This is a genomic window from Mesorhizobium sp. CNPSo 4661 (assembly GCF_057784215.1).
Map to the genome: position 1 here is coordinate 125,195 of NZ_JBWGIO010000019.1, position 10,998 is coordinate 136,192.

The 10,998-nt window shown below is 62.9% G+C and carries 10 protein-coding genes and 1 pseudogene; 2 read left to right on the forward strand and 9 right to left on the reverse strand.

Annotated elements, in window-relative coordinates:
• The 7 genes from AC0YKC_RS26725 to AC0YKC_RS26755 form a co-directional block, all read right to left on the reverse strand.
• Nucleotides 1-822 (reverse strand): sugar phosphate isomerase/epimerase family protein, encoded by an 822-nt coding sequence (locus AC0YKC_RS26725; RefSeq protein WP_434721490.1) that lies wholly within the window; start codon nt 820-822, stop codon nt 1-3.
• Nucleotides 823-852: 30 nt separating this feature from the next.
• A complete protein-coding gene (locus tag AC0YKC_RS26730; protein ID WP_320298557.1) occupies nt 853-1,695 on the reverse strand; it encodes a carbohydrate ABC transporter permease in 843 nt (280 codons plus the stop codon).
• Nucleotides 1,696-1,700: 5 nt separating this feature from the next.
• Nucleotides 1,701-2,597, reverse strand: a complete 897-nt coding sequence (locus tag AC0YKC_RS26735) for a carbohydrate ABC transporter permease (protein ID WP_434721491.1) — start codon at nt 2,595-2,597, stop codon at nt 1,701-1,703.
• A gap of 140 nt (nt 2,598-2,737) precedes the next feature.
• Entirely contained in the window at nt 2,738-3,985 is a 1,248-nt protein-coding gene (locus AC0YKC_RS26740) for an ABC transporter substrate-binding protein (protein WP_488513261.1), read from the reverse strand.
• A gap of 111 nt (nt 3,986-4,096) precedes the next feature.
• On the reverse strand, nt 4,097-5,242 hold the full coding sequence (locus tag AC0YKC_RS26745) for an ABC transporter ATP-binding protein (protein ID WP_320298560.1): 1,146 nt from the start codon (nt 5,240-5,242) through the stop codon (nt 4,097-4,099).
• 89 nt (nt 5,243-5,331) lie between these two features.
• On the reverse strand, nt 5,332-6,282 hold the full coding sequence (locus AC0YKC_RS26750; protein WP_320298561.1) for a PfkB family carbohydrate kinase: 951 nt from the start codon (nt 6,280-6,282) through the stop codon (nt 5,332-5,334).
• Between the two features lie 3 nt (nt 6,283-6,285).
• Entirely contained in the window at nt 6,286-7,086 is an 801-nt protein-coding gene (locus tag AC0YKC_RS26755) for a beta/alpha barrel domain-containing protein (protein ID WP_010914679.1), read from the reverse strand.
• A gap of 179 nt (nt 7,087-7,265) precedes the next feature.
• Between AC0YKC_RS26755 and AC0YKC_RS26760 the strand changes: the two genes are divergently transcribed.
• Together AC0YKC_RS26760 and AC0YKC_RS26765 are read left to right on the forward strand one after the other, a co-directional pair.
• Entirely contained in the window at nt 7,266-8,414 is a 1,149-nt protein-coding gene (locus AC0YKC_RS26760; protein ID WP_488513262.1) for a Gfo/Idh/MocA family protein, read from the forward strand.
• A 14-nt stretch (nt 8,415-8,428) separates the two neighbouring features.
• Nucleotides 8,429-9,424, forward strand: coding sequence for an alpha/beta hydrolase (locus AC0YKC_RS26765; protein WP_488513263.1), 996 nt, complete (start codon nt 8,429-8,431; stop codon nt 9,422-9,424).
• Here the strand turns inward: AC0YKC_RS26765 and AC0YKC_RS26770 are convergent.
• Together AC0YKC_RS26770 and AC0YKC_RS26775 are read right to left on the reverse strand one after the other, a co-directional pair.
• On the reverse strand, nt 9,412-10,434 hold the full coding sequence (locus AC0YKC_RS26770; RefSeq protein WP_320298565.1) for a LacI family DNA-binding transcriptional regulator: 1,023 nt from the start codon (nt 10,432-10,434) through the stop codon (nt 9,412-9,414). The genes AC0YKC_RS26765 and AC0YKC_RS26770 overlap by 13 nt on opposite strands.
• Nucleotides 10,435-10,809: 375 nt before the next feature.
• A pseudogene (locus tag AC0YKC_RS26775) lies at nt 10,810-10,998 on the reverse strand (glutamine--fructose-6-phosphate transaminase (isomerizing)); the annotation flags it as partial.

The following is a 10,998-nucleotide window of genomic DNA, read 5'->3' on the forward strand; positions in this document are numbered from 1 at the left end:
TTATGCCCCGTAGCCGCGCATGGTCTGGCGGTTGGTCTTGACCGCGCCGGCAGGATCAGCGGCGGCGGTCTCGGACTCTTCCTCCAGCACCAGCCAGCCGTTGAAATTGGGCGCGGCGCTCGCGATCTCGATCACCTTGGCCGTGTCGCAGACGCCTTTGCCGAGCATGGCCCAGCTGCCCTTCGCATCGACGTCCTTCAGATGCACGTAGCGGATGCGGTCGCGATAGGCGGTCAGCGTGTCGGCCATGTCCTTGTGACCGCGCAAAATGTGGCCGGTGTCCGGCACCCAGCCGACCAGCGAAGCGTCGAGCAGGGAGAAGATGCGGTCATAGTCGGCGCGGTCGAAGAGCAGCGTGTCGTGGTGCGAGCTCGGATGCACCGCGACCTGCACGCCGGCTTTACGGCCAAGCTCGCCGGCCTTGTTGTAGACGTCCGCGGCGATCGCGAACTTGTCGTCGCGCGGCCCGTCGGAAACGACGGTCGCCGAGCCCATCGACACCAGCGCGCCCGGAAAGGCGGCGGCGAAGTCGATCCAACGCTTGGCGGCCTCGAGGTCTTCGCCGATCTTGTCCTTCAGCGTGAAGCCGCTCTTCGAGCCGAAGGCGAAGGAGACCAGCGTCAGGCCGCGTGACTTCAGCGCCGCGGCGAATTCGGCCGGCTTGCCGGCATAGCGGCCGATCATCGTGTCGGTGATCTCGATGCCGGCATAGCCGCCATCGGCGATAGCCTTGATGAGATCGTCGGGGCCGCCGGTGAACCGGTCTCCCAGCATTTCCCAGGTGAAGGTCTGGCAGCCGACTTTGAGGTCTTTCACGTTCATCCTTTCATTCCTTGGTTCTCCGCGGAACATCTATTTGACCGAGCCCGCGGTCATGCCGGCGAGGAAGAACCTCTGGGCGATGAGGTAGATCAGCAAGAGCGGCAGCGAGCCGAGCACGCTCATCGCCATCATCTGGTTCCATTCGAAGGCGTGCTGCCCCATCAAGAGCTGGATGCCGATCGGGACGGTGCGCATGGACGTCGACTTCGTCAGCGTCAGTGCGAAGAGAAACTCGTTCCAGCACAACAGGAATGTGTAGACCGACGTCGCCACGATACCAGGCAGTGAGATCGGCACGATTACCCGCCAGAGCGCCGTCCAGCTGCTGCCGCCGTCGACAGCCACCGCTTCATCGAGATCGCGGGGCAAGGTGTTCAGATATCCCGTCATCAACAGGATTGCGTAGGGCAGGGTGAACACCAGGTAGGTCAGGATCAGCGCGACATAGGTGTCGAAGATGCCATAGGAGACGACAAGCCCGAAGAAGGGGATCAGAAGCGTGATCGGCGGGATCGTCTGCGTGCTGATGATGAGCGTGTTGAGGCTGCCCTTGCCGCGGAAATTGAAGCGGCTGAACCCATAGGCCGCCAGCAAGGCGATCAGCACCGTCAGCACGGTCACCGCTCCGGCGACGAAGTAGCTGTTGAAGAAGAAGCGCAGCTTCACCGGGTCGCCAAGGATGGCTTCATACGCTTCCAGCGTGAAGGCCTTCGGCAGGATGGTCGGCGGCAAGGCGAAGATTTCGGTATTCGATTTGAACGAGCTGCTGAGCATCCAGTAGATCGGGAAGGCCGCGAAAAACAGCCCCGCCGCAAGACCGACATGCAGCGCGACGGTGATCAGCCTGTCTTTCGGTGTGTGTCTTTTCCTCATGGCGACTACCGGGCCTTTTGATAACGGATATAGAACAGCGTCAGGCCGAGAGAGATCAGCAGGATGACCACGGCGCTCGCCGACGCTTGGGACAGGTTGTAGCTCGAGAACGCCAGCTTGTAGGTGTAGGTGCTGAGCACCTCGGTCGAGTAGATCGGACCGCCGCCCGTCGTTATCCAGATCAACGGGAAGACCTGCATGGTCCAGATGAAGTCGAGCAGCGAGATGCTGATGATGATCGGCATCAGCTGCGGGATCGTGATGAAGATCAGCTTCTGATAGGCCTTCGCCCCGTCGATATCGGCGGCCTCGTAGAAATCCTTGGGAATGCCTTGCAGACCGGCGAGCAGGCTGACCATGAAAAGCGGATAACCCGCCCAGATGTTGGCGAAGGTGACGGCGTGCAGCGCGGTCTCGGGCGAGGAAAACCACTCGATCTTGGAACCGATGATGCCCAGCTGGATGAGAATGCTGTTCACGACACCGTTCGGCTCGAGCAGCAGACGCCAGATCACCGCGATGATCACCGCGGTGAACAGCCAGGGCAGTATGTAGAGCACGCGCAGGATATTGCGCAGCGTTGGATTGATGCGGTCGCTGTTCAGCATGAGCGCGAAGACCATGCCGATGGTCATGTGGAAAACGACGCTCATGCAGGTGAAGTAGAGCGTGTGCCACAGCGAAGCCCAGAACACCGGATCGTCGTAGATCGCCTGGTAGTGTTTCAGTCCGGCAAAGGAAGGGTCGCGACGCAGCACCGCGCTGTTCTGGAACGAGTAGGCGATCACCGTCACCATCGGCAGCAGCATCAGAAGGCCGATGATGATGAGCGAGGGCGACAGATAGAGATAGGGTGCGACCGCTCGTTTCAGCTTGTGGTGGGAGCGCTTTTGCCGGGTCATGTGCCAACCTTGGGATACGCCTTCAAGAGAAGGCGAGCCTCAAAAACAGGTCCATTCTCAAATTGCCGATCCGTTGTTGCCGGGTGGCCTGCCCGAAGTCAGGCCACCCGGCCGAAGATAGCAAAGGGGGAACAGGCCGATCAGAATTTCGCCATCCAGCCCTTTTGAGCGTTGGCCGCGGCTTGTTCCGGAGACTGCTCGCCGGCGAGCATCTTCTGGGCTTGCACGTCGAACTGGGTCATCAGGTCTTCAGCCACCGGCAGGCCCGTGAACTCGTTGGCGAGATAGCCGGTCTTGAAGATTTCGAACGCCTTGCCGAAAGCCTTGTCCGAGGTCACGAAATCGGGCTTGGCGTTGACGTTGCCCGGGAAGGCGTTGGCGAGCGACACCAGCTTGGCGTTGACCTTTTCGCTCATCAGATATTGGACGAGTTTCCAGGCCTCTTCCTGATGCTTCGAGCCGGCGGAGATGCCGATGCCCCAGGAGGCATAGGGAAGGCCACGCTTGCCGGTGTAACCCTCCACGACCGGGACCGGGATGAGGTCGAAGTTCAGCTTGGGATTGCGCTTGCGGATAAGGTTCACATGCGCGAGCGAGTCGATCATCATCCCGACGCGGTCGTTGACGAACTCCTCGACCTTCTCCTGTTCGGTCTTGGTGGCGATGCCGGGCGAGATGGCGCCGGCGTCGTTGAGCGATTTGACGAAGGCAAGCATATCGACGACCGGCTTGGCCTCGAGAGCCGGCTTGCCGTCGGCCATCATCGACTGACCCGAAGCCCAGACCCACGACATCATGTCGTTCTGGACGCCGGACGGCGTTTGCAGCGAGAGCGGCAGCACCCAGCCATACTGGTTCTTGTCGGGATGGGTCATCTTCTTGGCGGCTTCGAGAAACTCCGCGCGGGTAGACGGCAGCTTGGTCACGCCGGCCTGGGCGGCGAGGTCCAGATTCACGAAGACCGGATAGACGAACGAGGCGACCGGGAACATCACCGCCTTGCCGTCCACCTTGATGATATCGGCGACCTGGGCTTTGTCGAACTTGCTCGCATCCATCATCGGGTTCATGTCGGCGAGCGCATTCTGCGCGTTCAGATTGTTCACCCAGGCGCCGTCGAGACCGACGACGTCGCTGAGCGTTCCGGTTGCGGCGCCCACCGAGATCTGGTCTCGCGTGGTCGCATAGGGGCCGCTGACCAGCGTCACCTTGATGCCGGGATTCGCGGCCTCGAAATCATCCATGATTTTGCGCAAGGAGCCTGCGGGCAGCTCTGGCTCCCACCATTGGGTGAATTCCAGCGTCGTGTCCGCCATGGCGCCGGTTGCGCCAAGCAACCATGCGGCCGCGGCCATTTTCAGCATCGCGGGTCTTATACGAAACGTCATTTTCTCCTCCTTCTTAGTGATCGGCCGCACAATGCGGACGATCGTCTGGTTTATTCAGAAGCCTTCTTTCGCAGGCGCCTCGCTCCCGCCTGCGGGCCTTGCCGCAAATCTTCAGATCGCCAGATGCGTCTCGGGATCGAAGAAATGGAGCTTGGTATCATCCAGGGCCAGCCGGATTTCCGAGCCGGAGCGGACTTCGCTGACCGGTTCGAATTTCGCCACCGCGTTCGACGCCAGACCGAAATCCTCGACCGCGTCCGGGTCGCCGGAGTCCACCCGGACCGCGTCGATGTTGAGATGGACGATATGTTCGGACCCGAGCTCTTCGATCGAGGTCACCTTTGCCGGTATCGTCTGATACTTGCGGCCGGATTCGAGGCTGCTGTCATAGAGATCCTCGGGCCGGATCCCGAACACGACCTTGCGCCCCGCATACGATTTCAAGCTTGGCCTGCGCGCGAAGGCCGCATCCTGCAGCCGTATGGCGAAGGCGCCGGACATCAGCTCGCTGCCCGTCAGCGTTGCCTCGAAAAGGTTCATCGAAGGAGAGCCGATGAAGCCGGCGACGAAAGCGTTCACCGGTGATTCATAGAGCCTCTTGGGTGTGTCGACCTGCTGCAGCACGCCGCCCTTCAACACCGCGACCCTGTCGCCCATCGTCATCGCTTCGATCTGGTCGTGGGTCACGTATATGGTCGTCACGCCGAGTTGCTTTTGCAGGCTGGTGATTTCGGCGCGCATTTGCACACGCAGTTTCGCATCCAGATTGGAGAGGGGTTCGTCCATGAGAAAGGCGGCCGGCTCGCGCACCATGGCGCGGCCCATGGCAACCCTTTGACGCTGCCCGCCCGACAGGTTCGCGGGTTTGCTGTCCAGCAGCGACGTCAGCTGAAGGGTCTTGGCGATCTCGTCCACGCGCTTCTTGCGCTCGGCCTTCGGCTTGCCTGCCAGCCGCATCGAAAAGGCGATGTTTTCGAACACCGTCATATGCGGGTAGAGCGCGTAGCTCTGGAACACCATCGCGATGTCGCGGTCCTTGGGCGGCATGTCGACGACGTCGACGCCGCCGATCCGAAGGCTGCCGCTGGTGACGTCCTCCAATCCCGCGATCATTCGCAGCGCTGTGGATTTGCCGCAGCCGGACGGCCCGACGAGAATCAGGAACTCGCCGTCCTCGACCGACAGGTTCAGTTGGTCGATCGCGTGAAAATTGTTTCCGTAGGTCTTGCAGATATTCTCAAGAACGACTTCTGCCATCTTCCTCCCTCCACAAGTCTAAGCCGCTGATTTTGTAATTATTCTCAGCCTGTATTTGCTTGCGAAATGTTTCCTCGGATCGTTCCGTTCTATGTTCCGGTATCGAGTTGCGCATGGTTCAGCCCGGCTGCCGATGGAGCGTTCGCCGATGCCAGGAGTTGCCTGACCTGATCGTCGGTCGGAAGCGCCTCGCGCCCGCCATGCCCCGTTACCGACAGGGCTGCGGCCGCGGCCGCGAATGCGACCCGGCCAGCGGTGTCGCCGCCGCGCGTCAATGCATGGGCATAGGCGCCATGAAAGCAGTCGCCTGCGCCGGTCGAGTCGACGACGGCAACCCGGTGAGGAGGCAGGTGCCAGAGACCCCTCTCGTCGCGCCCGCGATAGTAGACGCCCCTGTCGCCATCGGTCAGAACCACGGCCGACCGCGACGGCGACCACAAAGCCTCGAGCATCTCGGCGGGCGAGCGGCGGCCCGTGGCGGTGCGTGCGAAGCCGAGCGGAAGAATGAGATGGTCGCAGAGCGCCGTCAGCCTGTCGGTCGCTGGCCCGCCGCTCCATTCGATATCGCCGAGGATCGCGAGGCCGAGATCGCGAGCCCGAGCCACGACATCCAGCGACCGGATCGCATAGCCGTCGACGATCAGCATGGTCGCGCGGCTGAGGACCTCGTCCGGAAAGTCCGGCGCGGTGCCCAGCATCGCTTCGTCGTCATAGGCGATGAATCGGTCCCCGTCGGAGCCGACGGTGATACGCGAGCGTACAGGGCGCGCATCCGGGTGGCGCGGCGCGAATGCGGTTTCGACACCGCTCTCAATGAGATCGCACAGCACGGCGTCGTCCGCGGCATTGCTCAGCCAGCCGATGAATCCGGCGTTTCCGCCGAGCCGCGCGACGGCGGCAAGGGCCGTCGCGACATTTCCACCGAAAGCGCGCGTGCTTTGCAGAACCTTCCCCTTGCCCGCCGACAACGGCTGATCGACATAGGCGATGTCGTCGATCGCAATGGCGCCGAAGCCGAGGATTGAGGGGACGGTGGGCATTGTTCAGGCACCCGCCTTCGCCAGAGCGTCTTGTGCCGAAAGGCCGTCATGGATGACGCCCCGGAAGGCAAGAGCTGCTTTCTGCGGATCGCCATGTCCCCAGAGATTGCGGCCCACCACGGCGCCGCGCGCGCCGGCACGGATGGCGTCCGCCGTCTGCTGAAGCGCGCCGAGCAGCGTATCGGTCTTCGGCCCGCCAGCGATCACGACCGGCACCGGGCAGGTCCGAACGGTCTCCCGGAACGATTCGAAGTCGCCGGTGTAGCCGATCTTGATCACGTCGACGCCGGACTCGTAGCCGATGCGCGCCGCATAGGCGATCTCGTCGGGGGTGAAGACGATCTTCGCCCCGTCGGTGAAATCGCGCGGATAGATATGCGCCACCACCGGCATGCCGTAGCGCGCCGCCGCATTCACCGAGTCGGTCAGCCAGCGTATGTATTTGCCCTCGGTCGCGCCGCGCACCGGAATGGCCACGGCCAACGCATCAGCGCCTGCCCGCACCGCATCCTCGGGCGTTGCAATCAGCTCGCTGATGCGATCGTCCGGGGTGAAGCAGCCCGCCTGGATCACCAGGGAAGCCTTGCCCGCATATTGCGGCCACAGATGGCGCGCGGTGCCGGGCTGGATGCTGACATAGTCGGGTTTGCCCGCCATGACGCGTGCGAGCGCACCCGGCAGGTCGGCAAGGCCGCCTTTTCGCACGTCGCCATAGCCGACGAAGTGGTCGACCGCACCGCCAAAAAGATTCCCCGATGGATGCGAGAAGAGGCGCGCAAGACGCACCTTGGTTCCAAGGCTCATGAGTGGAGAATTCCTCAATCGTTTGTTTTCAAAATTCCGGTGCACGGCGTTTTCATATGCTCTATAAAAATTTTACGCGCGTCAAGAATTAAAATGTTGTATAGCGGCTTTTGACTGTGCTCCGTTGCAGGCGAAAGGGTGCAGCCAGGCCATGGCCGCGTTGGGAGGTACGATCTGAAATGCAAGGAAAATCAAAGACAAAGCTCGGCATCGGCGTCATCGGATGCGGCAACATCTCGATGACCTATCTGCGCAATGCGAGCCTGTTCGGCGGGGTCGAATTGCGCGCCTGTGCCGACATTTCGGCCGATATGGCCGCGCTCCGTGCCAGGGAATATGGCATCCGCGCACTCGGCGTCGACACGCTTCTGGCCGACCCCGACATCGACCTTGTCCTCAATTTGACGATACCGGCGGCGCATTTCGACATTTCGCTTTCGGCGCTCTCGGCCGGAAAACACGTTTTCACCGAAAAGCCGCTGGCGACGTCCGCCGCCGATGGCCGCCGGCTGGTTGCCGAGGCGGCAACACGCGGTGTTCTGCTCGGCTCGGCGCCCGACACCTTCCTCGGTGCTGCCGGACGTAGGGCGCGCCGGCTGATGGACGAGGGCGCGATCGGCCGCGCCGTCACCGGCACCGCCTTCATGATGGGGCGCGGCATGGAGCACTGGCATCCCAATCCGCAATTCTACTACCAGCCGGGCGGCGGCCCGGTCTTCGACATGGGTCCTTACTACCTGACTATGCTGGTCAACCTGCTCGGCCCGATCGCACGCGTCATGGCGATGGCGACGCGCGGCCAGGAGGAACGTCTGGTCACCGCCGACGGTCCTTACAAGAACACCACCTTCAAGGTCGGCACACCGACCAACATCCTGTCGCTGCTCGAGTTCCGCTCCGGCGCCACCGTCACCTTCGGCGCCTCCTGGGACGTCTTCAAGCACTCCAACCATCCGATCGAACTGCATGGCACCGAGGGCTCGCTGAGGCTGCCCGATCCCGACACCTTCGGTGGCACCGTCTCGCTCTCGGCGCGCGGCGCCGACTGGAAAGATCTCGAGAGTGAGCGCGAGCTCTACGGTGCGCGCAACTGGCCATACGCCGCGCCTGACCGCGCCAACTACCGCATGCTCGGCGTCGCCGACCTGGCGCGAGCTCTGGCGGAGGGCAGGAGGCCGCGCGCGTCCGGCGATCTGGCGCTGCATGTGCTGGAGATCATGGAGGCGATCCTGGCCTCGGGCGAAAGCCGTGGCTCAGTCGCCGTCAACGGCACGGTCGACCAGCCGCCGCTGCTCGGCGAGGACGAGGCGGCGAGCCTGCTGGCCTGACAGGAGGTCCGTCGATGACGACATCGCCGCTGACGGCAGCACCGAACCTGTCCGCGCTCGACCCGCAAGCGCTACATGTTCTCGATCTCGGCCGCCGGGCGAACGGGCCGCCCTTCGAGACCGGCACGCCGGAACAGGCGCGCCGTGCCTATGTGAACGGTCTTCCCGATCTACAAGGCGACCGCGAGCCGGTAGGGTCGGTCACCGAGCGCACAATCGCCGGACCGGGCGACGCGCTGAGGCTGAGGATCTATCGCGGGCAGGGCGCGCCTGATGCGGATGCTCCGGCGCTGCTCTATCTGCATGGCGGCGGCTGGGTGATCGGCAATCTCGAATCGCATGACGAGATCTGTCGCTGGTTCGCCAACATCGCGGCTTGCGTTGTCGTGTCGCCCGATTACCGGCTGGCACCCGAGCACAAGTTTCCAGCGGCGGTGGAAGACTGCCGCGCCGTGTTGTCCTTCATGCAGGATCATGCCGCCGATCTCGGCATCAACGCGAAACGCGTCGCCGTTGCAGGCGACAGCGCCGGCGGCAATCTGGCCACTGTGCTCAGCCTCGTTGCGCGCGAGGACAAACATCCGCTGACGGCGCAACTGCTGCTCTACCCCAACACCGATGCCGCACAGACGGCGGACAGCTATCGTCGCTTCGCCGTAGGTTTTGGACTGACCGCCATGACCATGGCCTGGTTCCGCGACCACTATGTCCGCGACGCCGCCGACGTCGGCGATTGGCGCGTCTCGCCGCTCAAAGCCGAAAGCCTTGTGGGAGTGGCGCCGGCCTTCGTCGCCATCGCCGGCCACGACATCCTCACCGATGAAGGCGAGGCCTATGCCAAGCGTCTCCTGAACGCCGGTGTGCCGGTCGTGCTCGAGCGCTGGCCGGGCCAGATCCACGGCTTCGTTTCGATGGGCCGCCACGGGCGGGCATCACGACAGGCGGTCGAGGCGGCGGTTGCCGCCTGGCGTGGCTTCGATCGCGCTTTCGCCAAAGATCAGGCCGACTGACGCATCACCAGCGTCGCGTCGAGTTTGACCTTGGGCGCGACCGCCGTCCCGTCTTCGTTGAGCAGGGCAAGCAGTGTCTCGACGCTGCGTCCGGCCATCGCGGCGAAATCCTGCGCCATGGTGGTGAGGCCGGGGCAAGCGTAGCGGCTCAGCGGATGGTCGTCATGCGCGGCGACGCGCAGGTCGCAATCCGCCTTGCGGCCGACCTTGAGCCCTCGGGCGAAGGCGGCCGCCATCAGGCCGAAGGCCAGGCGATCATTGTTGCACAGGATGGTCTTGCCCGGCAGGGCGCCATTGCCAAGCATCCTTTCGGTCTGCTCGTAGCCGATCCGCTCGAAATCCCAAGTGTAGTCCTTGGTGTTGCCGATCACGATGGGCTCATGCCCGAGCCGTTTCATCGAGGCGACATAGCTCGCCAGCCGTTCGGGCGAGTTGTGGTTGACGTGCGGGATGTCGAAATAAACCGGCGCGTCGCCCGAGCGGCAGAGATAGTCGACGATGGTCGCGACGCTCTGCGTGTTGTTGTTGCCGACGAAGGGCGTGTGGCCTTCGAGGTAGGTGTCGAAATAGACGATCGGGATCGCCTGCGTCAGCTTTTCCAGCGTGCGATGGTCGGAACGCCGCCCGAGCGGCGCAACGAGCGCGCCCGAGACCTTCAGCGACAGGATGGTCCGCGTTGCCTCGACCTCGAGCTCGGTCGAGCCATGCGAGGAGATGACGATCGGCCAGTAGCCTTCGTCGCGCAGCCGGAGCTCGATGCGGCTGACCATCTCCGAATAGAACGGATCGGTCACAGTCGGCACGACAATGCCGATGCTGCGTGTGCGCTTGCGGTTGAGGTTACGCGCGAACAGGTTCGGCTGGTAGTCGGACGAGCGCAGCGCTTCCTCGATGCGCTTGCGCGTCGCCGGCTTGACGCTGGTCGGATCGTCGAAATATTTCGAAAGCGTAGGCCTGGAGACGCCGCAGGACCGGGCGAAATCCTCCATCGTCTTGTGCGTCATCGCCATTCAAACCCTCGCAGCACGGACACGGCCTGATCCATGCGCTGTCCCGTGCTTTCCTTGCGGTGCGCCAGCGCGCGACTGCAAGTTGAAATTTTACAGGAAGCCATGTGAGTTATCAACGCGTCGACGAAAATTATTCCATGCGTAAATTTATTAATTAACGTGAAAATTCCAGGTGTTCAATCTTGAAGGGAATAGGCAGCGCGCGTGCCGGGGACATGGATGGAGAAGCTGGTCTGCACCGGCGAAATCCCGGTCGAGATCATGGTTGAACGCATCGGCCGGGCTTCCTCGAGCGCCTTCGCGTGCGGAACGCACAGGGAAAGCTTGCCAGTTCTCTAAGTAAATCATCCAGGAGCGAGCGTCCTCTCAATCCGCCTACTCCACCGTGACCGACTTCGCGAGGTTGCGCGGCTGGTCGACGTCGGTGCCCATGAAGACGGCGGTGAAATAGGCCAGCATCTGGATCGGCAGGGCGTAGATGATCGGCGAGATGATTTCCGGCACCTCGGGCAGGATGATCGTCTCCATCGTCTTGATGCCGGCCTGGGCCGCGCCCTTGGCATC

What these genes read in the sequence shown, in the direction of transcription:
- AC0YKC_RS26725 (WP_434721490.1), bottom strand. Translation starts at nt 822, where the DNA reads ATGAACGTGAAAGACCTCAAAGTCGGCTGCCAGACCTTCACCTGGGAA.
- AC0YKC_RS26730 (WP_320298557.1), bottom strand. Translation starts at nt 1,695, where the DNA reads ATGAGGAAAAGACACACACCGAAAGACAGGCTGATCACCGTCGCGCTG.
- AC0YKC_RS26735 (WP_434721491.1), bottom strand. Translation starts at nt 2,597, where the DNA reads ATGACCCGGCAAAAGCGCTCCCACCACAAGCTGAAACGAGCGGTCGCA.
- AC0YKC_RS26740 (WP_488513261.1), bottom strand. Translation starts at nt 3,985, where the DNA reads ATGACGTTTCGTATAAGACCCGCGATGCTGAAAATGGCCGCGGCCGCA.
- AC0YKC_RS26745 (WP_320298560.1), bottom strand. Translation starts at nt 5,242, where the DNA reads ATGGCAGAAGTCGTTCTTGAGAATATCTGCAAGACCTACGGAAACAAT.
- AC0YKC_RS26750 (WP_320298561.1), bottom strand. Translation starts at nt 6,282, where the DNA reads ATGCCCACCGTCCCCTCAATCCTCGGCTTCGGCGCCATTGCGATCGAC.
- AC0YKC_RS26755 (WP_010914679.1), bottom strand. Translation starts at nt 7,086, where the DNA reads ATGAGCCTTGGAACCAAGGTGCGTCTTGCGCGCCTCTTCTCGCATCCA.
- AC0YKC_RS26760 (WP_488513262.1), top strand. Translation starts at nt 7,266, where the DNA reads ATGCAAGGAAAATCAAAGACAAAGCTCGGCATCGGCGTCATCGGATGC.
- AC0YKC_RS26765 (WP_488513263.1), top strand. Translation starts at nt 8,429, where the DNA reads ATGACGACATCGCCGCTGACGGCAGCACCGAACCTGTCCGCGCTCGAC.
- AC0YKC_RS26770 (WP_320298565.1), bottom strand. Translation starts at nt 10,434, where the DNA reads ATGGCGATGACGCACAAGACGATGGAGGATTTCGCCCGGTCCTGCGGC.